This is a genomic window from Olivibacter jilunii (assembly GCF_900607235.1).
Taxonomy (GTDB): Bacteria; Bacteroidota; Bacteroidia; order Sphingobacteriales; family Sphingobacteriaceae; genus Olivibacter; species Olivibacter oleidegradans.
Map to the genome: position 1 here is coordinate 211,509 of NZ_LR027854.1, position 22,250 is coordinate 233,758.

The 22,250-nt window shown below is 40.3% G+C and carries 19 protein-coding genes; 13 read left to right on the forward strand and 6 right to left on the reverse strand.

The window, feature by feature from the left end; genetic code table 11:
- Positions 1-234: 234 nt before the first annotated feature.
- Entirely contained in the window at positions 235-1,107 is an 873-nt protein-coding gene (locus E0E36_RS20940; RefSeq protein ID WP_130857613.1) for a LysR family transcriptional regulator, read from the reverse strand.
- 88 nt (positions 1,108-1,195) lie between these two features.
- On the opposite strand from E0E36_RS20940, the gene E0E36_RS20945 reads away from it, so the two are divergent.
- On the forward strand, positions 1,196-1,918 hold the full coding sequence (locus tag E0E36_RS20945) for a class I SAM-dependent methyltransferase (RefSeq protein WP_130857614.1): 723 nt from the start codon (positions 1,196-1,198) through the stop codon (positions 1,916-1,918).
- 9 nt (positions 1,919-1,927) lie between these two features.
- On the opposite strand, the gene E0E36_RS20950 is transcribed toward E0E36_RS20945, so the two are convergent.
- Positions 1,928-2,212: a hypothetical protein gene (locus E0E36_RS20950; RefSeq protein ID WP_013666084.1), complete on the reverse strand. Its 285-nt coding sequence runs from the start codon at positions 2,210-2,212 to the stop codon at positions 1,928-1,930.
- A 228-nt stretch (positions 2,213-2,440) separates the two neighbouring features.
- On the opposite strand from E0E36_RS20950, the gene E0E36_RS20955 reads away from it, so the two are divergent.
- The gene (locus tag E0E36_RS20955) at positions 2,441-2,929 is read left to right on the forward strand and encodes a YMGG-like glycine zipper-containing protein (protein WP_013666083.1); all 489 of its coding nucleotides are present in this window, start codon (positions 2,441-2,443) and stop codon (positions 2,927-2,929) included.
- Between the two features lie 122 nt (positions 2,930-3,051).
- On the opposite strand, the gene E0E36_RS20960 is transcribed toward E0E36_RS20955, so the two are convergent.
- The 3 genes from E0E36_RS20960 to E0E36_RS20970 all read right to left on the reverse strand — a co-directional run bounded on the left by E0E36_RS20960 (position 3,052) and on the right by E0E36_RS20970 (position 4,631).
- A complete protein-coding gene (locus tag E0E36_RS20960) occupies positions 3,052-3,729 on the reverse strand; it encodes an ATP-dependent Clp protease proteolytic subunit (RefSeq protein ID WP_013666082.1) in 678 nt (225 codons plus the stop codon).
- Positions 3,730-3,838: 109 nt separating this feature from the next.
- Positions 3,839-4,105, reverse strand: coding sequence for a hypothetical protein (locus E0E36_RS20965; protein ID WP_013666081.1), 267 nt, complete (start codon positions 4,103-4,105; stop codon positions 3,839-3,841).
- Entirely contained in the window at positions 4,086-4,631 is a 546-nt protein-coding gene (locus E0E36_RS20970) for an RNA polymerase sigma factor (protein ID WP_013666080.1), read from the reverse strand. The genes E0E36_RS20965 and E0E36_RS20970 overlap by 20 nt, the downstream gene beginning before the upstream one ends.
- 374 nt (positions 4,632-5,005) lie before the next feature.
- Between E0E36_RS20970 and E0E36_RS20975 the strand changes: the two genes are divergently transcribed.
- From E0E36_RS20975 to E0E36_RS20985, 3 genes are read left to right on the forward strand one after another with little or no spacing between them, the layout of a single operon-like run.
- Entirely contained in the window at positions 5,006-7,486 is a 2,481-nt protein-coding gene (locus E0E36_RS20975; protein ID WP_130857615.1) for an SEL1-like repeat protein, read from the forward strand.
- A gap of 6 nt (positions 7,487-7,492) precedes the next feature.
- Positions 7,493-9,280: an HSP90 family protein gene (locus tag E0E36_RS20980; RefSeq protein WP_130857616.1), complete on the forward strand. Its 1,788-nt coding sequence runs from the start codon at positions 7,493-7,495 to the stop codon at positions 9,278-9,280.
- A gap of 9 nt (positions 9,281-9,289) precedes the next feature.
- Positions 9,290-10,351, forward strand: a complete 1,062-nt coding sequence (locus E0E36_RS20985) for a hypothetical protein (protein ID WP_130857617.1) — start codon at positions 9,290-9,292, stop codon at positions 10,349-10,351.
- Between the two features lie 60 nt (positions 10,352-10,411).
- Here the strand turns inward: E0E36_RS20985 and E0E36_RS20990 are convergent, their stop codons facing one another.
- Positions 10,412-12,286 carry a CocE/NonD family hydrolase gene (locus E0E36_RS20990; RefSeq protein ID WP_130857618.1) on the reverse strand — a complete coding sequence of 625 codons (1,875 nt, stop codon included), beginning with the start codon at positions 12,284-12,286 and terminating at the stop codon, positions 10,412-10,414.
- 217 nt (positions 12,287-12,503) lie between these two features.
- On the opposite strand from E0E36_RS20990, the gene E0E36_RS20995 reads away from it, so the two are divergent.
- The 8 genes from E0E36_RS20995 to E0E36_RS21030 all read left to right on the forward strand — a co-directional run bounded on the left by E0E36_RS20995 (position 12,504) and on the right by E0E36_RS21030 (position 21,622).
- Positions 12,504-12,908, forward strand: coding sequence for an HYC_CC_PP family protein (locus E0E36_RS20995; RefSeq protein WP_013666075.1), 405 nt, complete (start codon positions 12,504-12,506; stop codon positions 12,906-12,908).
- 90 nt (positions 12,909-12,998) lie between these two features.
- Positions 12,999-14,279 carry an efflux RND transporter permease subunit gene (locus tag E0E36_RS28220; RefSeq protein WP_013666074.1) on the forward strand — a complete coding sequence of 427 codons (1,281 nt, stop codon included), beginning with the start codon at positions 12,999-13,001 and terminating at the stop codon, positions 14,277-14,279.
- Between the two features lie 4 nt (positions 14,280-14,283).
- Positions 14,284-16,218, forward strand: coding sequence for an efflux RND transporter permease subunit (locus E0E36_RS28225; protein WP_130857619.1), 1,935 nt, complete (start codon positions 14,284-14,286; stop codon positions 16,216-16,218).
- A 37-nt stretch (positions 16,219-16,255) separates the two neighbouring features.
- Positions 16,256-17,488 carry a TolC family protein gene (locus E0E36_RS21010; RefSeq protein ID WP_242627355.1) on the forward strand — a complete coding sequence of 411 codons (1,233 nt, stop codon included), beginning with the start codon at positions 16,256-16,258 and terminating at the stop codon, positions 17,486-17,488.
- On the forward strand, positions 17,466-18,698 hold the full coding sequence (locus E0E36_RS21015; RefSeq protein ID WP_130857621.1) for an efflux RND transporter periplasmic adaptor subunit: 1,233 nt from the start codon (positions 17,466-17,468) through the stop codon (positions 18,696-18,698). The genes E0E36_RS21010 and E0E36_RS21015 overlap by 23 nt, the downstream gene beginning before the upstream one ends.
- Before the next feature lie 71 nt (positions 18,699-18,769).
- The gene (locus E0E36_RS21020; RefSeq protein WP_013666070.1) at positions 18,770-19,966 is read left to right on the forward strand and encodes an efflux RND transporter periplasmic adaptor subunit; all 1,197 of its coding nucleotides are present in this window, start codon (positions 18,770-18,772) and stop codon (positions 19,964-19,966) included.
- Between the two features lie 126 nt (positions 19,967-20,092).
- The gene (locus E0E36_RS21025; RefSeq protein WP_130857622.1) at positions 20,093-20,650 is read left to right on the forward strand and encodes a DUF3347 domain-containing protein; all 558 of its coding nucleotides are present in this window, start codon (positions 20,093-20,095) and stop codon (positions 20,648-20,650) included.
- Positions 20,651-20,809: 159 nt separating this feature from the next.
- A complete protein-coding gene (locus E0E36_RS21030; protein ID WP_130857623.1) occupies positions 20,810-21,622 on the forward strand; it encodes a class D beta-lactamase in 813 nt (270 codons plus the stop codon).
- The last annotated feature ends 628 nt before the right edge of the window (positions 21,623-22,250 follow it).

Consider the following 22,250-nt stretch of genomic DNA (forward strand, 5'->3'; position numbering starts at 1 on the left):
ATTTGCTGAATATTACGCTTCTATTCAACCGTAAATCGGCTTCGAACCGATTCTGCCTTTGTTCTATATCGCTTAGCAGCCGTAAACATATTATAAATTCCGCTATAAAGCAAACCCTCATGCCGCTGGGATTCGTTAAGACAGGAAAGTCGTACCGTTAACATTCACCGAGTCATTCAATGACTTGTTAGTGCTACTGTTACCACGTTTCTCGTCCAACAACTTCATGAACAGCTAAGTGACCGCTAAAAACTTACTGCACTCTTTAAAGCTCTCCAACGCGGGGTGTTCCGTTCGGCGATGATAAGCCATAACAATTTCTGTATACACAGCGATACCTTTTAACTCAATAAACTTTACATGAAGAAAAGGGTACTGACCTCTAATGGACGCAGGAACTAAAGCGATACCAAGTCCATGCTCCACCAGTCTCAGCATGGAGTGCATATTATTACATTCATGAACGACTTGCGGTTCGAAGCCCATCCGGTGGCAACAAGCTACAAACTGTTGATGATAGTGCGGAGCATAACGACTATTATAAGAGATGAAATCAATCTTTGCTAAATCTTCCGTTTGTGTACCAAAATGATCATCAGCACATACAAGTACAAAGGGATCTTGCCACAATGATTTTACCGCTAGATGAATGGAGTCAATGGGTGCACGAAGAATTCCGACGTCCAGCTTCCCTTCTTTTAGTGCTTTTATCTGTTTTGCCGTAGAAAGTTCGTATAGACGCGTTTTTAACAATGGATATTCGACTCGTAATTGTTGCAGTATTTTAGCAAGGCCGCTTAATGGGGTTGAACTGATATAACCGATCTGAAACTCGCCGCTTACCGATTCGTGTATTTGTTTCACCAGCTGCTTACTTCGCTCAAGCCGCTGCATAAGTTCTCCACATTCATTTAAAAAGTAACGTCCCGCTTCAGTTAAGGTAACTCGTTTATTATTTCGATGAAACAGTAGCACACCCAATTCTGTCTCTAGTTCTTTTATTTGCCTCGTTAGCGGTGGTTGAGAAATGTGTAAACGTTCCGCTGCTTTACTGAAATGTAAAAGTTCAGCGACTGTTTTAAAGTATACAAGATGCCTTAGCTCCATAATACCTCAAAGGTATCAATAATTATAAAAAATAGTATTTTTAAAGCATAAAACAGATTGATAGATTTGCCTTACTAAACAACATTATATGAATAACTTCTCAGGCAAATCCACGGTACAAGAAATCAAAGCACGTTTCGACCAAGACGTTGAACGCTTTTCCAATTTAGAGACTGGTCAAGCCACTACCATTGACGCTACCTTTAGCATGGAGCTTATTGTTGATAGCATAATCGCCCATTCTCCCAATTTAAAAACAGTTTTAGATATTGGTTGTGGTGCCGGAAACTACACCTTAAAGCTTTTATCTAAAAAGACGCCTCTCGATTGCACTTTGTTGGATTTAAGTCGTCCGATGCTAGACCGAGCATATGCGCGTGTTACAGCAATTAACACAGGAAATACAACGCTCGTTCAGGGTGATGTCCGCACTGTTGCACTAGAAGAGAACCATTATTGTACAATAATAGCTGCCGCTGTACTCCATCATTTACGTGACGATAAAGATTGGGAAAAGGTATTTACAAAGTTATATCAACTATTGAAACCAAGTGGTAGCTTGTGGATTTCGGATCTTGTTGTTCAGGAAACAACCGCCATTCAACAACTTGTATACAATGAACGTTTTGGTAATTACTTGGTTAATATGGGCGGTGAAAACTATAGGGATAACGTACTCGACTATATTGAAAAAGAAGACAGCCCCCGTTCTCTCAATTTTCAACTTGATCTCTTGAAAAAAGTGGGATTTCGCCATGTTGAGGTTCTTCACAAAAACTTATGCTTTGCCGCCTATGGTGCAATTAAGTAGGGTCAACTGTTAGTTCAATCGATAAAAAAGATCTTCCCATTCCTCATCTAAGCTTTTTTGGGGCATTACTTGTTTCGCACGATTGTACCAATACGCAGCGTTCCATAAGTCTCCCTCTTTTCGATGGAGATAAGCATGTACGTGGGCGGAGTTGGCGTCATTCAGATGGTCAATTAAACCATGAGCTAAGTTCCATTCTCCTTTTGCATCGTACCATAATGCTTGAAGGTGAACAGAAAGCTCTTTTGGTGGATAATCCAAAATCAATGTATCTTTAAAAGCTTCCAGTGTCAAAACAATTCGGGTTTAGTGAGGGGTAAAGGTATAAAATTAAATTGGAAAACAAGTACCTCAAGATTTGCTTGTTAAACTATACAAACCGTATAAACACCTTCATTATCCTTATAAGATATACTATTGATTTAATGTTATTTAGCGTAAATTATTATGCTTACATAAAGTTTTGGCATAATTTTTTCTATGCTATTCATGTTATAAGAAACACTGAACAAATAAAGTATTATGAATAAGATCATCGCTTTATGCTTAATGGCCAGTATCGGCTTTACAGCATGTAACAATAATAGTGCGAAGGAAGAAGCCTTAGCGAAAGCGGCGGCTCTTAAACAAGTGAAAGACAGTTTGGCATTGGACAGCTTTCGAAGAGCAGAAATCGCTGAAAAAGAACAACTAGAGCAAGAGAAATTGCAAGCACAAGAGATGGAGACCCAGGCAGCGAGGAATACAAGTTATAGCGAGCCGGAACAGGGGAGCCAGTATTACGAAGCTAGTGAATCAAATACGGCTCCTGTGGCAGCCAGTACCCAAAAGAAAGGGTGGAGTGACGCCGCCAAAGGGACTGCAATTGGCGCAGGAGCAGGAGCCGTTATGGGAGCGCTAATAGATAAGGATAAACGCCTACGAGGCGCGGCAATTGGCGCTGCTATCGGCGGGGCCGGTGGTTATGCCATAGGTCGAAAGAAAGACCGTCAAAGCGGTCGAGTTCAATAGAATATATATTAAACCATATATATTAAACTGAGATCCTGCTAGGTTAACCGCTAGCAGGATTTTTTATTTGCGTACTCCTTCCGATGGCCAGGCAAGCTTGCTCATAAACATTAGCTTCTGTATCAAGACATCACCTTTCCTAACACTTCATCAATCATTCCATATCCTTTGGCCTCTTCCGCCGTCATCCAATAGTCGCGATTTGAAGAGGTATGTACCCATTCATAAGACTGGCCACTATGGTCGGCAATAATTTGATAAAGCTCTTTTTGAAGTTTGAGTATTTCGCGTGCATTAATTTCCAAATCAGCTGCCGTTCCTTGCATACCTCCCGAAGGTTGGTGAATCATTACCCGAGCATGCTTCAACGCCGCCCTCTTTTTATCGGTTCCGGCACATAAAAGAACAGCGCCAAACGAAAGGGCTATACCTGTACAGATTGTAGCGACATCCGGAGTTATATACTGCATGGTATCGTAAATCCCTAGCCCCGCATAGACAGAACCTCCCGGGCAGTTGATATACAGCTGAATATCTTTATGAGGGTCGGTTGATTGCAGAAAAAGCAATTGGGCCTGAATAATGTTAGCCACTCGATCATCTACGGCTTCACCTAAAAAGATAATACGGTCAATCATTAACCTGGAAAATACATCCATCTGTGCTACATTCAGCTGCCGTTCCTCCGTTATATACGGTGTCATGGAAGCATAGACATTCCGGTTAAACCACCTTTCATATTGGTCAAAGGTATTCCCACTCATCCCATAGTGGGATACAGCAAATTTTCTAAAATCCATATTTTATCTGTTATTAGTCTTTAGTTGTGTAATTAGCAATCGGCAGAACGTCCTCCATATGGGCTAATTCTTTCTCTCCTGTTTTTCAATCCGGCCAACCCCTATCAACCTATTGGAAATAGCGTTTAATCCGCTGAATTAAGGTTTTATGTTTAGGATTATGAAAAAAATCGTGCTCTACCGTTTTTAGTTGTTTACGCAATTCCTGTTGCCCATATTTTTTTATAAGCTTATACGTTTTCTCTTGCCAAAAGAAATCATCTTTTAGCGCTGAATCTATTATTAGTCGCGCGTCCAATAGCAACCGTGCTTCTGTATCCAGCTCATTATGTGAATAAGCATCGAGTAAATACACATTATTCAAGGAAGTCTTCATAGTGTAGCGATTTTTCTTTAATGAAAGCTCTAACTTTTTCCAGACATTTGAATTTCTGGACAGTTGCCGAACGTTCGCTGCTAAAGCCAAATTGTTTGGCTAATTTTCCCATGGAGATTTTATCATAGTAGAAAGTTTTTAGCAAATTTAGACAACGGTTTCCGACTTTTGTCAGCAAGGCCAGCAAACGTTCATCAGACATTTGTCTATTTGTATCTTCATCCATCATTTCTACATCAGCCGATAGTGGTTCATGGTTAAGTCCAAGCTTATATTGATGGTTCCAAAGATGTTTAACAACACCGAAAATATAGGCTGGAGCGGTAGTTTTGATAAGGTGTCTATTACATACGATTTGCTCATAGTATATTACGAGCGCATCCTGAAATATATCTTTTGCCTGCTCCAATGTTCCACCTTTTTTACTGATGTACTTAGCAACCGAGGGAAAAGTCTCACGGTAGAATGTTGTAAACAAATCCTTTGAAAAAATTACGTGCTCTTCACACGCCTCTGATATTTCCATATTCTTCGTTTTTATTGGGATGTGTATAAAAAAATCAATATATCACCCTCTAAATTAAAAAAATTTAATCTACTGTTTGTTATCAACAACCGGCGTCAATGGGCCCCTGTTTCTGCAAGCAAGATCTAGGCTATTTATTAGCATTAAGTTTTAAGTTATAGATTTGAAGTATTACGTTGCTACTTAGACAATTGTTTTGATACTGGACACCCGTGTTTTGACACTAATGATAAGTAATAACGACCCAAATTAATAGCACCCCTGAAATCAGGGATTTTTGCTTTTTTTAAGTCAAAATAAACAATAAATCCAGTTTCCTTACGCTAATTATTAGCATATTCGCAACACCTATTTAAATTAATTTCATTCATAATATGACATTAGAACAGCAATATTCAACTATTCTAAATAACATCAGCCAAAACTCGCTCAATCCAAAAGTTTATGATCGTTCGTCACTACACCATCAAAAAACCTGGTTTGAAGGACTGGCCACCTTGGAAATAGCTGTCCATAATTTACCCCAACAAAAACAGGAAGTCGTTGACTTATATGAAGAGCTCTTTTCAGAAGGTTTGGACTTTAAAGCCTCATATGAGTTAGACGAGATGGACTACGCATTTTATTGGGATAAGATATTGGCGATTTTAAGTGCACTCGCTATCCATCATACAGAGGTTTATGCGCAAATTGCTTTCCAATACAATGAGACCCGTCGTATGTATCGTAACAATGCTAAATTCCATTATTATCTCAACTTAGCTATTGAAACAAATGTTCCCGTGGCCAAAGCGGTTGCAGCTTATTTTTATTACTATGGAATCAATACAGAAAAAGACAAAGAAAGAGCCAGTCAGCTCTTCCGTGAAGATAGTGGTGACTGGAGTGTACTTTATCAAGCCTATATCCAACTGAACGAGAAGCAGTTTGAATTTCTGCCTGCTGTTATTGAGCAATTAAAAAGCAGCAGTGACAAAAAGATAAAAAAGAATGCATTGATTTTAGAAGGTAGTTACTTAGAGGCGATTGGGAAGCCGGAAGAAGCGCTATCGGTTTTTGAACAATCATATAAGAGCGATTATTCTGCGTTTTCATTAACTAGAGTCGCCTTTATAAAACACATGCTAGACAATACGCATAAAGAAGCATCCATGAAGCTCTGGAAAGAAGCAGCCAGCCTAGGTTCTATAGAAGCGATGAATTATCTTGGCGTCAACACCTTTCCGGAAGTTTATACCCAAGAAGCCTATACTGAAACCGTTCGTTGGTTTTCTCTTGGATATTTGTACAACAATGCTTACGCTGCTTACCGTTTAGCTCTTATCAGGCTTTATGTTGAAGGTTGGGAAGAGAAGGCTATTGGCTTTCGTCTGCTAGAAGAAGCCATAGAAGGAGGGTCGCTAGATGCACTTATTGAGAAAGCAGAGATTTATACAGAAGGTCGAATAATTGAGCGGGATGAAAAAATGGCCTTTGAGCTTTTTCAAAAAGCCGCTAAAGAAAAAGATGCTCCTTATGCTTACGTACGATTAGGCTATCTTTATGAAATCGGTGCCGGCCCGGACGGTGAAAAAGACGCTATAACAGCTTTAGATATGTATGAAAAGGCCGTCGAAAAAGACCATCCATACGGTTATAGTAACGCGGGACGCATGTATCGTTATGGTATAGCCGGAGAAATAAATATAGAAAAAGCAAAGGCTTACTTTGAAAAGGGAGTCGAGCAAAACATCCCCTTTTCAATAACAGAATTGGCGTTCATGTATGAAGATGGTACCTTAGCTCAAGATTATAAAAAAGCTTTTGAACTATTTGGCAAAGCAGCCGAAGGGAATAGTGCTTACGCGATGTACTGTTACGGCCAATATCTACAAAATGGCTATAATGATGGAGAAAAAGCTCCCGAACAAGCCTTCTATTGGTTTCAAAAGGGGGCTGAGCTTCAGGAAGTCAATTGCATTTATGAAACCGGTCGCTGCTATCGTTATGGTCTCGGCGTAGAAGAAAACCCCGATCAAGCACTGTATTATTATCAACAGGCAGCCGATGCCGGTTATCCCCGTGGGTTGGTAGAATTAGCGCTTTGTTACGAATATGAATATGGTGTAAATTTCGATGCTGAGAAGGTCTTAAACCTTATGATAAAAGCTGCCGAACAAGGCTACGCTTTCGCGCAATATAAAGTGGGGGTATATTATATGCATGGCAGCTTGGGCGAACAGGTTCCTATCAATTCTGAACAAGCAATTATGTGGCTTAACAAAGCGGCAGATGCGGGTTATCCATATGCCTATGTAGAACTCGGAGATTATTATTTATGGGATTATGATAATCTAAATGAAGCGGATAGAGCTTTTGCATTCTATGAAAAAGCTTCCGAACAGGATGTAATAGCAGAAGGATTAGGCGTTTGTTATGAGTACGGTATAGGCATCGATTATAGTATGAGCGAAGCTTTCAAGTATTACGAGATGGCAGCGAACAAGAACGTCATTGGTGCCATGTACCGATTGGGAAATTGTTACTTAAATGGTAATGGAGTAAGTGAACAACCGGAAGAAGCATACAAATGGTTTTTTAATGCGGCACAACAGGGTAATGTTCCTTCTCAATATCTATTAGGAAAGCTTTTGCTGAAAGGGAAAGGTGTAGCCATGAATAAGGAAGAAGGTATTGAATGGTTACAAAAAGCAGCAGAGCAGCAGTATGCTGCTGCACAATATGAATTAGGCAATTGCTACTTGATGGGTGACGGCCTAGAAGAAAATGAAGATAATGCGATGTATTGGTTTGAGCAAGCAGCAGAAAAGGGACATGAACGCGCCATCAAAATTGTGGGTGGTAATAGAAGATGATGTCAAATGAAGGATAAACAACAATCATATTTATTCCAAGTGAATTTAAAGGGAATGATTTCCCTATTGTCTGAACACCTATATAGCAACCCCAATACCTTTGTTCGCGAACTTTTACAGAATGGTGTAGACGCCATTACGGCGATCAAAACTTTGGACGAACAACATATTGGCAGTATACAGGTTCACCTGAACGAAAAGCGCAATGAAGCAATATTTGAAGATAATGGCATTGGTCTGAAAGAGGATGAAATCCATAAATTCATTGCAGTTATCGGTGAAAGCTCCAAGCGAGAAGCATTTGAAGCGAATGATTTTATCGGTAAATTCGGTATAGGTCTGTTGTCCTGCTTTGTTGTCAGCAACGAAATTATATTAGAGACGCGGTCAGCGTTGGCAGACAAAGTGCTTCGATGGACAGGCAAAGCCGATGGAACCTATCAATTGGAAAGGATTACAGAAGAACGACCGATTGGTACGCGTATCATTCTACAGGCAAAAAAAGAATGGGCACATCTATTTACAACTTCGGCCTTTGAAAAGAATCTTCGTTTTTATGGAGATCTACTCCCCATACCGATTACACTTAGGAATGGCCATGAGGCTATTTTAATTAATGAGCATACAGGAAAGTGGTTAAACGATGATTACACGAAAGACGAGCTACTTGAGTTGGGTAAAAGCACTTTTCATACTAATTTTATCGATGCCTTTCGCATAGATGCTCCAAGTGGAAAATTAAAGGCCGTCGCTTACGTGCTGCCATACAAAACACAATTCAGCGGTAAGCAGCAACACAAATTATACCTAAAACGTATGTTTTTGAGCGAGGATGACTGTAGACTGCTTCCGAAATGGGCATTCTTCATCCGCTGTATTATTAATACCGATGGATTAAGTGCCACTGCATCACGAGAGTCTCTTATGGTGAACGGCGAACTGAAGGCGACACAGAAGGAAATTGCAGAAGGTATTAAATCCTATCTAAAAACGATCGGGGTGGTTGATCCTGCTATCTATCATAAGCTGATCAGCACGCATTACCTTCACTTAAAAGCGATTGCGGCAGAAGACGTCGATTTACTGAAAGCATTCATGGATGATTTACCTTTTGAAACCAGCAAAGGGATAAGAAGTTTTAAAAGCATTAGAACCTACCAGAAAAACATTTACTACACGGCCAATATTGACGATTTTAAGCAATTAAGACGAATTGCCGAGCCGCAGGGATTGATGGTCCTCAACGCGGCTTATACATTTGAAGAAGAATTATTAAAAAAAATGCAACGATTGGACAGCGCTTTGTCCATTGAAGAGATCTCTCCTGTTCATTTGTTGAAGAGTTTCCGGGATTTGGACGAGGTGTCAGCAAACGCCTATATGAACTTCACCGAAAAAGCGCGGAAAATTCTAGAGACTCTAAATTGTGAAGTCACCGTTAAACGTTTTCAACCAACCGATATTCCGGCAATCTACATCGCCTCGAATGTGAACCATACAGGAAAAAGCAGCCATATCAAAGCATCTGCAAACAATCCCCTGGCAGCCACATTAGGAGCATTTACACGGACGAATGAAACAAAACCACAATTATGTTTCAATGCCGACAATAGCTTGATTCAGGCTGTGTTTCCGATTAAAGATTCGTATGTAGTTAATTCGATTGTTCATATTTTATATGTCCAATCACTTCTTTTAGGCAAATATCCGGTAAGTGATAAAGAAATGAATCTTTTCAATGAAGGACTTCATAATATGCTGATTATGGGGATTGATAATTTTATAAACATTTAATTGACAGAAATGCGTTACACGTTACAGATACAAAAGTTACTAAATTTAGCGGAGGAACTCCCTCCACATTCCAAAGATCGGATTAAACATTATTTACAGGCAATCCGTTTAGCCGATCAAAACGACGACGTGGAATGGGCTTTCGAACTGAGAATCGACTTGTTAGATGCAGAATGGGGACTAGCTGATCGGCAACACTTTATTCCCACTTTTACATGGCTGTTAGATGCTTATGATCATAATCCGGATTTATTCGATGCAGAAGAACTCCTTTGGAAATATAAATGGATTATTGACGAAGTGTATTCTAACCCCGACGTCAGTCTCGAACAAACAGAGCAAATACTTGCTGATTTCAAAAGACGTATAGAAGCAGAAGGTTACGGGTTGAGAGCATATTATACTAAACAATTGCACGAAGCTTTAGACCAGAAGGATGTAGAGCGAACACGTTACTACCTCGATTTAGTAAATAGCGTCCCGCGGGATAACTTAAGTGATTGTCAAGCCTGTGAAATGGATACCGAAGTGTTAGCACTGTTAAATGTAGGCGATTTTAGGGCAGCTTACGATAAGGCGCAACCTCTATTGGCAAAGCAGTATTCCTGCGCACATGTGCCACTTGTCACCCATTGCAGTTTGGCTTATTACGGCATAAAATACGGTGCAAAAGAGATTGCCTTGGAACAATTTAAATTGGCGGAAGAATCTTTAGTATCAATCAGCGATACCAGTTTAGTACGACCTACCGGCCAACTTATTACCTACCTGTTCCATGTAGATGAATCGCTGGCATGGCAATATGTAGAAAAATATCTACCATGGAGTTTAGAAAGCGACAGAAACCGTACTTTCTTTTTTGCAAAGTATATGACAGAAGGCTTAAAACAACTCTCCTCCGACCAAACCGCCCCCATCGAGCTTCCTGTTGAGCATCCTCTATACAACGAAAAACAACATTATTTAGTGAACGACTTGCTTCAGTATTACTATCAACAGGCTAGCGATTTAGCAGAGCAATTTGATAGCCGAAACAGAAATAAGAATTTCGCAAAACAGCTTACAGAATAAAAACTGAAGTAGGTGTCTCCTATATTTGTTTCAAGCAAATGGTAGGAGACCCTCTTTTTCTTATAATACACCGACTGTAATACTGGAAGGATGCTTTTCGTCATGATAAATCCGATGAGTGGCTTTCTGAAAATCCTTGTTCTCTGCCTCTTTATAAATATCTATAAATTTCTGCGGATTACGATCGACCAAAGGAAACCACGAGTTTTGGATTTGGATCATGATACGATGCCCTTTTTTAAATGTATGTGCCACATCAGGCAGCGTATAGTTGACCGCCGTAACCGCTCCCGGTATAAAAGGTTCGGGCTTCTCAAAACTATTACGGAATTTTCCTCTCAGAACTTCGCCCCTAACTAGCATTTGATAACCACCTAGTAAGGTTCCTTTCGGATTAGGTTCCAAATTTGGCGTATCATCCGGATAAACATCGATTAATTTCACCACGTAATCTGCATCGGTTCCGGAGGTAGAGACTTTTAATTTCGCCATTAAAGGGCCTACCAACGTGATGTCTTCGGTCAAAATATCGCTTTGATAAACCATGACATCAGGCCTTTTGGAAGCAAAACGCTGGTCGTCGATCATGTATTCTCTACTCCTTGATTGGTTAACTCCGTCCTGATAAGGAACCGGAGCATTGGGATCACTTACATACTCGTCAAAACTATGCTGCTCTGTTGGTTTATGGAAACTTAATTTACCGTTAGATTGCAGATAAAGTTCTCTATTGGTACTTTCTTTCGGAGGCCAAGTATTAAAATGTTTCCATTTATTAGTTCCTGTCACAAAAACAGTTGCTTCTGCTGCATCAAACGAACCTACTCCCTTCAAATAATAAGTAAAAAAGGGTAATTCCAAATTCTTTTGGTACCAAGTACTAGTTTCCTGTCCAAAATGGATATCGCCGAAAAAGTCACCTTTGGACCGCACCCAACCTCCATGAAACCAAGGCCCCATGACGAGCCGGTTATTTGCCTTCGGACTGCGTTTTTCGATCGCTTTATAGGTATGAAGGGCACCATATGTATCCTCCGCATCAAAAAAACCGCCTACAACCATAACCGCTGGCTTGATATTGTCTAAGTGGTTAACAATCTCGCGTGCTTGCCAAAATGTATCCAGCGTTCCATGTTCCATAAGATCATTCCAGAATCGAATGCTATCTCCAAAATAACGCTCTTTAACATGTTTCAGAGCACCTATTTGCATAAAAAAACCGTAGTTATCATTCATATTAAATTTAACTCGCTGTGGAGCATTCGCCGGTGTAACCGGTTTTGGTCTTGGAACACCAAAACTACTGTAGAAATTAAAGGCGTCTGCCAGAAACAACGCGCCGTTATGATGAAAATCGTCTCCCCTAAACCAATCAGTTACCGGTGCTTGTGGAGAAACGGCCTTCAATGCCGGATGTGCACCAGGTAAGGCCGCAGTTGAATAAAAACCAGGATAAGAAATTCCATAGAGGCCGGCTTTCCCGTTGTTATGGTCAATATTCTTCAATAGCCAGTCGATCGTATCAAAGGTATCACTGCTTTCATCTATTTGATGCTTTTGTTTCTTTTCTTTGATATGCGGTCGGATATCCTCATAAACGCCTTCGCTCATCCATTTTCCCCTTACATCTTGATAAACAAATATAAAACCCTCTTTAATAAACAAGGGATCTGGCCCTAAGGTATTTTTGTAATTATCTTCCCCATAAGGCGCAACTGTATAGGGTGTACGATTAATCAAAAAAGGGTACTTTTTGGTTGTGTCTTTTGGAATATAGATTGATGTGAACAGCTTAACGCCATCTCTCATAGGAATATAACGCTCAATTTTAGTATAATGCGCCCGAATATAAAGCGAGTCCTCATGCTGCTGCGCAAAAACGCTATTGAACAGAAAAAAAACAATAAAAAAGAAAGGGAGTCCTAATTTTATCATACGAAAAGCTTTTAAAAAGGTAAATATAGACAGCAATATACTTTAAACAAAGCAAAAAAGCACACAATTACTCTTTTACAAGAATTGGTTGCCAAATCAATAGATCATTTTAAGTACGCTGTTTCCAGCCTTCGTATCCAAGCGTTTTAAAAAATTATATAAATCCATTCTTTCGTAATATAAAACATCCAATATTTTTTTTCTTAGCTTTGCAGAAGTGAAAAAGTTATTTGCTTTCATATTAACCTTTGTGTACCTCGGCATTGCCACAGGTTTCAGCACATACAGCCATTATTGCATGGATCGTTATGTGGAAACTTCTTTATGGAAAAAGGATATGAGCAAATGCGGTGTTTGCGGCATGAATAAAAGCAAACAAGCTTCCGAGAAAAACTGCTGCAAAGAAGAACACAAGCAGGTTAAACTCGAGAAAAAACACCAAGCTTCTCAAGTTGTTTATAAACAATTTAAACTTTTTCAAGCGATTGTACCAGCGCCTGCTTATGACGTCTCGATGCACAAACCTGTGATCAATGTAATCACAGGACATCCCGTTAGCCATGCCCCACCCAATAAGGCTTATACGAGGCTGTATAGGCTGAATTGCACATACCTAATTTAAACCTTCCATTCGATAAGCTGTTGGCATTAGTTCTGCAAACGGCTATTTTTCCCTTATAACTCATCATTTATAATTCATAACTATATTGCCATGGTCCATCGCATTATCGACTGGTCGTTACGCAACCGTTTTATTGTATTAATTCTAAGCTTGGGTCTATTTGTTTGGGGTGTTTTTGCCGTAAAGAAGAACCCCATCGATGCCATCCCTGATTTATCTGAAAATCAAGTAATAGTGTTCACCGAATGGATGGGGCGCTCACCTCAATTGATCGAGGATCAAATTACCTATCCGTTAGTGACTAACCTTCAAGGCTTACCACAAATCAAATACGTTCGAGGAAGTTCGATGTTCGGCATGAGTTTTATCTATGTCATTTTTGAAGACGACGTGGATATATATTGGGCACGCGAGCGAGTACTGGAGCGGCTCAGCACAGTAGGCAATACCCTTCCTGACGGTGTTACGCCCGGTTTAGGCCCAGATGGTACGGGGGTGGGACATGTGCTTTGGTACACCTTAGAGGCCCCCAATATCGACTTAGGGGAACAACGTGCAATTCAGGATTGGTATGTAAAATTTGCCTTGCAGAATGTTCCCGGTGTAAGTGAAATTGCATCTTTCGGAGGATTTCAAAAGCAGTATCAAGTAACAATCGACCCTAATAAGCTTCTGTATTATAAGCTCTCTGCTGCTCAAGTGATTAATGCGATCAGGGCAAATAATAACGAAAGCGGGGGACGAAAATTTGAAATGAGTGACGTCGGTTATATAATCAAGACCAACGGATACCTTCAGTCTGTAAAAGATATTGAACGTATACCTATAGGTAACCAGCAAGGTAACGCCATTTACTTATCAGACGTCGGTGTCGTACAAATGACCGGCGAAGCGCGTTTGGGCATATTTGATCAAGATGGAGAGGGTGAGCGCGTAGGTGGTATTGTAGTGATGCGCTATGGTGAAAACGCGGCTGTTGTGACCGAACGTGTAAAAGAAAAAATGAAAGAGGTAGCTAAGGGGTTACCCGAGGGTGTAAAATTTGATATTATATATGATCGTGGCGAATTAATTCAGGAATCGGTAGATTCAATCAAGCATACACTTATTGAAGAAATGGCGGTTGTTTCACTGGTTGTCATACTCTTTTTATTTCATTGGCGAAGTGCGTTGAGTATTATCATTCAAATCCCCATTACTATAGCTATCAGCTTTATCCTGTTGAATGCTTTCGATATCTCCTCTAACATCATGTCTTTGACAGGCATTGCCTTAGCCATCGGTGTCATAGTCGACAATGGGATCATTATGAGTGAAAATGCTTACAAACACCTCGCAGAGGAATACGCTATGAAAAACAAGAAAAGATAATAACATGAGCTGGATAAAAAATTTATTTAAACGTACGCCGCAATGGATATCGGAGCAGAAACGCATTGAAATTATCGCTAAAAGCAGCAAGCAAGTCAGTCGAGGTGTGTTCTTTGCAACTATCATCATCATTACCTCATTCCTGCCCGTCTTTATGCTTACGGGGCAAGAAGGCAAACTCTTCCATCCTTTAGCTTTCACCAAAACCTTCATCATGTTGGTAGATGCTTTATTGGTTATCACGTTAGCGCCGGTTTTGATTTCCTTCTTTATGAAGGGAAAGTTCAAACCCGACCAGGCAAACCCTGTCAACCGGTTTCTGGAGAAAATATACGAGCCGATCATAGAAAAAGTACTCACTTGGCGTAAGACCACCTTGGCCATTAATATGATAGCATTGCTAATTACCATTCCTCTTTTGAAGAAATTAGGTACCGAGTTTATGCCCCCGCTCGACGAGCAGAGTATTCTTTTCATGCCGGTTACACTTCCCGATGTCAGCAACAGCGAAGCAAAACGTCTCCTCCAAGTGCAAGATAAAATAATAAAAAGCATCCCCGAAGTTGACAAAGTACTCGGTAAGGCAGGGAGGGCTAATACAGCAACGGACAATGCACCTATAAGTATGATTGAAACGATTATCATGCTAAAGCCAAAGGACCAATGGCGCGAAGGGATGACAAAAGATCGACTAATTCAGGAACTGGACAAGAAATTGCAGATTCCCGGCGTAGTAAATGGTTGGACTCAACCTATCATCAACCGCATCAATATGCTGTCCACCGGGATCCGCACGGATGTCGGCATCAAAGTTTTCGGACAAAACCTAGACACCATTGCAGCGGTTTCCGAGCGAGTTAAAGCCGCACTGGAAGGCACTTCGGGCATTCAGGATCTATATGTGGAACCGGTGACGGGCGGCAAATACCTCACCATTGACATCAAACGTGATGCCTTAGCTCGTTACGGACTCACTGTTGACGATGTAAATCAAACGATAGAAAGTGTGATCGGCGGGGAAACTATTGGCCAAACCATCGAAGGGAGAAGGCGGTTCAGTATCAATATTCGATTGGCGCAAGATTATCGAAATAGTTTAGCCCAACTTAATAGAGTGCCTTTGCAAAGTAGTTCTTTCGGCAACGTACCGTTAGGTTCGGTGGCCAATCTTCGTTTCGAAAATGGCCCTCCGATGATTACTTCTGATAATGCTTTACTTCGTGGAGCTGTTATGTTTAATGTACGCGACCGCGACTTAGGAAGCACGGTTAAAGAAGCTGTTGAAAAACTAAATGCTTCCGGAGGTATTCTGCCAACGGGATACTTTTTGGAATGGAGTGGACAATACGAGAATTTGATACGCGGACAGCAAACATTATTATGGATTGCACCAATTGTACTCATTATTATCTTTTTCGCTCTGTATTTCGCTTTTCACTCTTTAAGAGAGGCTTTTCTAAGTCTAATAACTATACCTTTTGCCCTCATAGGTGGCGCCTATATGATTTATTTCTGGGGAGTTCATCTTTCTGTGGCCGTAGCTGTGGGGTTTATTGCTTTATTTGGTATTGCTGTAGAAACGGGAATTGTGATGGTCATTTATCTCAATGATGCTATGCAACAATTGGTAAAAGAAAAAGGCAATAGCCGTGATACTATCACAAACAAGGACTTAAGAACATATGTCATACAGGGTGCAGCAAAACGACTTCGTCCGAAAATCATGACAGTATGCGTTTCGCTTTTCGGACTTTTACCCGTGTTGTGGGCAACAGGGGTGGGCACGGACGTCATGCGACCGATTGTACTACCAATGATTGGCGGCGTACTTACCTCTTCGACACATATTTTATTGGTTACACCACTCATATTTTTAATGACCAAAGAATACGAGTTACGCAAATATGGAAAATTGGAAATTTATGATGCGAAGCATTAAAATATCGACATACCAAAAGCGAGTCATACTGTTAAGTATGATAATTTGCTTTCTCATTAATAAAACTCGTGGGCAAACGGCACAAGCTGAAATATTGTCTTTAGACACTATTTTAACACGTATCGAGCAACAGAACATCAAACTGAGAGCTTACGACTTAAGAAGTAAGGGCTTTTCCTATCGTGCCAAGGCATCAACTGGATGGATGGCACCTATGGTAGGCGCAGGAACCTTTATGACACCTTATCCCGGGCAGCAAATCATGGAAGATAGTGACAAAGGTTCGATTATGTTTAACATTGAACAGGAGATCCCTAATCCAAGCAAGCAAAAGGCAAATAGTAGATATATTGCCTCACAAGGCGCTTCAGAGACAGCCAAACGGGCAGTCAATCTCAACGATTTGAGAGCGCAAGCAAAAAGCCTCTACTATACGTGGCTAATTGCCGAAAAACGCATACAGTTGCTCAACGATAACGAGAAGATCATTCAAAGCATGAAACAACTGGAAGCGATACGCTATGAATATAACCAATCGCAATTGGGCAATGTATTTAAAACGGATGCGCAACTGGAAGAGAACCGGAATATGTTGCGCATGCAAGAAGCAGAAATTGCACGTTCTAGGGCTTGGCTTAATAGCTTGATGAACGTTCCAGGAGATATCAAATTCAAAATTGATACCAACTCGACTCCCACTTTTGAGCCTGTAGCTCTCCTCGACACCTTACTACTAGCGACACGTCGACAGGACATACAAAAGATGAATGCCGATATGCAAACCATGCGGTATGGGATTGATGCGATGAAACAAGAAAGAAAACCTGATTTCAAAATCCGTTTTGATCACATGAGCCCTTTAGGAAAAATGATGCCCAACGCATATAGTGTAATGGGAATGATAAGCATACCGATTGCACCTTGGAGCAGTAAAATGTATAAGAACGAAACGAAGGCTATGCAATTTGAACTTGACGCGATGCAAGCAGAGCGAAAAAGCATGTTGTTGGAGAGCCAAGGGATGTTATATGGCATGCAGGCAGAGATCAAAACAATGAAGGAACGAATTGATCGAATTGCGAAAAAGATAATCCCGGCACTTGAACGATCCATGGAAACTAACTTTCAGTCCTATCGCGAAAACAAACAAGATCTTCCGGTAGTACTGGCAGACTGGGAAGCACTGAACATGATGAAAAACACCCTGTTAGATGAGCAACTAAAGCTGTATTTAATGATTGCAAACTATGAAAAGGAACTCTTTAATTAACTTATACAGTTTGGGCCTGTTTTTGCTTACTTTAGGTTGTTCGTCAGCACAACGAGAAACAGGTCACGCAGCTTCGCATGACCATTCACAAATAGACTCGGGTATCCGTGAGCTGACAAGGCCTACTAATCAAGCAATAGTGACCCATGCAGCTACGGTGGAAGCAGAAGCGGGCATGAAAGTTTTCCCGGTACACATAACAGGGCGAGTGAACTATGACAGCAAAAATAATACTGCTGTCAGCAGCCGGGTAGCTGGTCGGCTGGAACATATATATGTGAAATATAACTTTCAGCCAGTTAAAAAAGGGCAGCTACTCTTTGAAATATATTCTCCTGAACTGGTAGCCGCGCAACGGGAGCTTTTGTTATTGCAGAAATCGGAAGAACAGAAACTACAATCTTCTGCTATTCAAAAGCTTCAGTATCTAGGAATGACTTTTGGGCAGATACAGCAGCTCATTAAAAGCAAACAGGTAGCCTATCGCGTGCCGATTTACAGTCCTGCCAGCGGTTATATTGTCGAAAAAAATGGAACGGTGCCCATTACGAATGCGGGCAGTCTGACTTCTGTAACGAAGGAGGAAAGCGCCATGGCCAATATGGGATCCACTCCTACTCCCAGCGCTCCTACCAATACAGGTCAGCAGCAGGCATCGAATTCCTTACTGATGCGCGAAGGGCAATATGTCACCGCCGGACAAGCTATTTTTACCATTTATAAAAACAATGAACTGCTAGCTGAATTTGCTATTCCGCCTTTTTGGGCGCTCAAAGTTAATAAAGGCAAAAAAATATTATTCAAAAGTGTAGACAACCCTGATCTATTATATCAAGCGACTATTGGTCTTATCCAGCCAACTTTCAATAATGGCGAAAATTTTACTGTGGCAAGAATATACTTAAAAAACAGCAAATTCCCGGTAGGTCAACTTCTAACGGGAACCATTGCCGTTACGGAAAACCATGGTTATTGGCTGCCTAAAACGGCCGTAGTATCCTTGGGAAACAAAAGTATTATTTTTAAACAAGAAGCAAACACATTCCTTCCTGTCCCGGTAGAAGTTGGAGTTCGTACGGAGGAAAAGGTGCAGATACTCACACATATCGCGTCTTGGCAAATTGCCAAACACGGTGCTTATTTAGTAGACAGCGAAGATTTTATTATAGCAAATAAAACACCTGGCAATGAGTTATCCAACGGTGAATAAATACATTAAGACGAAAGGAGTAGTATTCATGGATATCTATGCGGCCATTAACAAGGACTAATCATTCACATATGAATAGAAAAAAATTTATACAGGTCTTATTGTTGACATCAGCAATGCCTTCACTCTTATGGGTGGCATGCAACAAGCAAAAGGGGCAACAGACAACAGCAGTCGAAGCTACTTTTACATGCCCCATGCACCCGCAGATTGTACAGGACCATCCTGGCACCTGCCCCGTTTGCGGAATGGATTTAGTACCATTTGATAAAAACAATAAAGATAAATTTCTCACTTTAAGTGCTGATCAACAAGCACTAGCGAATATAACCTCCATGGCTGTTGGTATCGGTAGTTTAAATAATTACACGGCTATAAGTGGAAGGCTTACCGTTAATCCAGAACAAACAAACTATATCAGCAGCCGAAACGCAGGCAGGATTGAGGATTTATACATTAAAGAAACCGGTATTCCCGTTAAACGAGGTCAGGCAATTTTCCGATTATATAGTGAGCAACTGCTAGCTTTACAAGAAGAATTCCTAATGACCCATAAGCAAACAATCGAGTTTTCCAACGATCAACGATTCGCCGATATCTTTAAAGCTGCAAAACAAAAGCTGCTATTATATGGACAAACTGAATCACAATTAGCCTCCCTGCTTAAGGATGGGAAATCATCGCCTTATATAACGTTCTATGCGCCAAGCAGTGGCATTGTAGCGGAGCTCTTCGTTACCGAAGGCCAATACCTAGACGAAGGCAGCTCTATACTCCGCTTAGAGGGCTACGACACGATGTGGGTGGAAGCTGATATTTATCCAAGAGAAGCAGCATATATTAAGGAAGGAGAGGAATTGAAAGTGCTTGCAAACGGTGACCCAAATAATTTACTGACAACGAAAGTGCAGTTTATTACCCCAAATTATCAGAGCAACACCCAAATTATGCAACTACGAGGCTCAATATCAAACAAAGGTCATCTATTGCAAGTTGGTATGCCGGCCACCATCTTGTTACCAAAGGGGGAACAAAACAAAGTTCTAATGGTGCCCAGCAAGGCAATCATCCGCGAAGAGAATCAAAGCCATGTGTGGATAGCTAGTGGTGGCGGGAAATTCGAACCACGATTTGTCGAAACGGGCACTGAATCTTTTGACGACACTGAAATTATTGCCGGTCTTACCCCTGGAGAAAAGGTTGTAGTGAGTGGAGCTTACCTTTTGTATAGCGAGTACGTATTAAAGAAAGGAGCGCTTGTTAATTAGTCAGTAAAAACGAATTTTATTAACTTCACTTCAATGGTATTTATGCGCTCACTATGTTCGATTATCCATGTTTTTCTGCATTAAAAAACGGATCTATTTTAATAACTAATAAAATAACAAAACAATATGAAAACAACAGATTTTAAAATTGGTATAGCGGCGCTAGCTGCTTTATTTATACTGGCTTCCTGCAACGGGGAAAGTCAGTCATCAAAAACCGAGAATGATCATAGTCAGCATCAAACAGTAGCAGAAAGAGACAATCCCCAAGCTCCTAAAACAAAAAATGAGGCATTGGATGCGCTTTATCCTCATTATCTTGCTTTACAGGAGGCACTCGTTGCCGGCGACATAAGTAAAGCAAAGGAAGCTGGCTTATTAGTAGAAGAAGCTGGTAAACATGTCGACGGCGCTAAGGATCTTCAAGAAGCTGCCTCACAAGTTTTATCAGCAGAAAATATTAACAGCCAGCGAGACGCTTTCTCTTCACTAAGTAATGCACTTATAGAACTTATTAAAACACATGGTGTAGCAACAGGCGAGTTTTATGTAGCACATTGTCCCATGGCCTTCAATGACAAAGGTGCCAACTGGTTAAGTCCGACAAAAAGTATTAAAAACCCATACTTTGGAGACAAAATGCTTAACTGCGGAAGCGTAGAAGAGACATTGAGAAAGCTCTAAGAAGTTTTTAAGAATTAGCATATTTCAGGGGCAATTGAAGAGTATGCTACTTTCTTTTAGTCAGAAATTTGGCTAGTTTTGTCATCATCAAAACAGTGTGTCAACTATCGGGCAGAACGTTTCTCGCTTTATCCGATAGTTGTTAACCAATTTCGTTTTATGATTAAAAAAAAGCTACTATCGTTATCCATATTGATTTTTTGTTTCTACATTTCATATGGCCAGTCATCCCTGCAAAAACCATTTCAAGATTGCCATATTACCGGCAGTATCACCATATACGACTATAATCAAAAAAAGTGGATAAGTAGCGACATTGAAGATAGTCATCAACCTTCATTACCGGCATCGACCTTTAAAATCTTGAATACACTTATTTTACTGGAATCCGGTGTTGTAAAAAGCGAAAAAGAAATCGTCGCATGGCCCGGTTCAACTGACACGGTTAAATATGGTTATAGGCCAGATATTTATCATAACATGGATATGGAAGAAGCTTTCAAAGTATCTGCAGGCTGGGTATATCGGGAATTAGCGAAAAAAGTAGGAAAAGCGACATACAAAGATTACCTCATCAAATGCCATTACGGAAATGCTGACGTGTCGATCAATGATCCTGACTTTTGGAATTATGGGACTTTTGCCATTTCTCCGGCGAATCAGGTTGAGATGTTAATCAATCTTTACGAGGAGAAACTACCATTCTCACGACGATCTTACCGGATTCTGAAAAAAATGATGGTGGAAGAAGAGACAGCAAATTATCTATTAAGAGCAAAGACAGGTTGGACAATAGACGGTGGTAAGGATACCGGTTGGTGGATTGGTTATGTAGAGCAAAAACGGCAAAAAAATGTCTATTTTTTCGCTACTCGTCTCATCAAAGACCGAAAAACCATAAATAAGCAGTTTGCTAAATGCCGGAAAGAGATAACCAAGAGAATTTTGAAAGAACTGGAAATGCTTCAATAAAAAATCCACCTACTGACGAATCAGCAGGTGGTTCTCTACACTTAAAAGTATCCAACCGTAACTGTAGAAGATCTTATGTCGTGGTATCGCAGCGCGATACAGAACGTCCAATTACTTTTCTACGAATCCATCCGGATCTTTGGGATGGAGTGTACAAAAGTATATAATAGTTTCTACTTTTTTATGTTATAATTATATAAATGATAATTTAATGATGATTCTATGCGGTTTTTGTGTGAAAAATTGTGAAAAAAAACAATAAAGCCCTATATGTATTAAGTTTTGGATCTATATATTTTTTGTTTTAAAGAGAAGCGCCCGTTATATATAACGGGCGTACACTTCTCTAAAATAGGCATTTAAATACCTACTTTGGGCTACGGTTGGATTAAAATCTCTCCGACAATGGTATTGACAATACTAAAAAATCAGTATTACAGTTATTTACAGCAAAAAGTTTTTTCATCACAAAGATAGAGATACACCTCCTATCATTTGAAAGCTAAAGTACAATTGTATATCGCCTACTTCCAAAACGAGAAAAAGTGAGAAAAATATTCACACCTCATAAATTATTCTTTCAATCTTACTGCCCTTTTTATTATTTCATAGTTATGCTATCCGTCAT

What these genes read in the sequence shown, in the direction of transcription:
- E0E36_RS20940 (WP_130857613.1), bottom strand. Translation starts at nt 1,107, where the DNA reads ATGGAGCTAAGGCATCTTGTATACTTTAAAACAGTCGCTGAACTTTTA.
- E0E36_RS20945 (WP_130857614.1), top strand. Translation starts at nt 1,196, where the DNA reads ATGAATAACTTCTCAGGCAAATCCACGGTACAAGAAATCAAAGCACGT.
- E0E36_RS20955 (WP_013666083.1), top strand. Translation starts at nt 2,441, where the DNA reads ATGAATAAGATCATCGCTTTATGCTTAATGGCCAGTATCGGCTTTACA.
- E0E36_RS20960 (WP_013666082.1), bottom strand. Translation starts at nt 3,729, where the DNA reads ATGGATTTTAGAAAATTTGCTGTATCCCACTATGGGATGAGTGGGAAT.
- E0E36_RS20965 (WP_013666081.1), bottom strand. Translation starts at nt 4,105, where the DNA reads ATGAAGACTTCCTTGAATAATGTGTATTTACTCGATGCTTATTCACAT.
- E0E36_RS20970 (WP_013666080.1), bottom strand. Translation starts at nt 4,631, where the DNA reads ATGGAAATATCAGAGGCGTGTGAAGAGCACGTAATTTTTTCAAAGGAT.
- E0E36_RS20975 (WP_130857615.1), top strand. Translation starts at nt 5,006, where the DNA reads ATGACATTAGAACAGCAATATTCAACTATTCTAAATAACATCAGCCAA.
- E0E36_RS20980 (WP_130857616.1), top strand. Translation starts at nt 7,493, where the DNA reads ATGAAGGATAAACAACAATCATATTTATTCCAAGTGAATTTAAAGGGA.
- E0E36_RS20985 (WP_130857617.1), top strand. Translation starts at nt 9,290, where the DNA reads ATGCGTTACACGTTACAGATACAAAAGTTACTAAATTTAGCGGAGGAA.
- E0E36_RS20990 (WP_130857618.1), bottom strand. Translation starts at nt 12,286, where the DNA reads ATGATAAAATTAGGACTCCCTTTCTTTTTTATTGTTTTTTTTCTGTTC.
- E0E36_RS28220 (WP_013666074.1), top strand. Translation starts at nt 12,999, where the DNA reads ATGGTCCATCGCATTATCGACTGGTCGTTACGCAACCGTTTTATTGTA.
- E0E36_RS28225 (WP_130857619.1), top strand. Translation starts at nt 14,284, where the DNA reads ATGAGCTGGATAAAAAATTTATTTAAACGTACGCCGCAATGGATATCG.
- E0E36_RS21010 (WP_242627355.1), top strand. Translation starts at nt 16,256, where the DNA reads ATGATAATTTGCTTTCTCATTAATAAAACTCGTGGGCAAACGGCACAA.
- E0E36_RS21015 (WP_130857621.1), top strand. Translation starts at nt 17,466, where the DNA reads ATGAAAAGGAACTCTTTAATTAACTTATACAGTTTGGGCCTGTTTTTG.
- E0E36_RS21020 (WP_013666070.1), top strand. Translation starts at nt 18,770, where the DNA reads ATGAATAGAAAAAAATTTATACAGGTCTTATTGTTGACATCAGCAATG.
- E0E36_RS21025 (WP_130857622.1), top strand. Translation starts at nt 20,093, where the DNA reads ATGAAAACAACAGATTTTAAAATTGGTATAGCGGCGCTAGCTGCTTTA.
- E0E36_RS21030 (WP_130857623.1), top strand. Translation starts at nt 20,810, where the DNA reads ATGATTAAAAAAAAGCTACTATCGTTATCCATATTGATTTTTTGTTTC.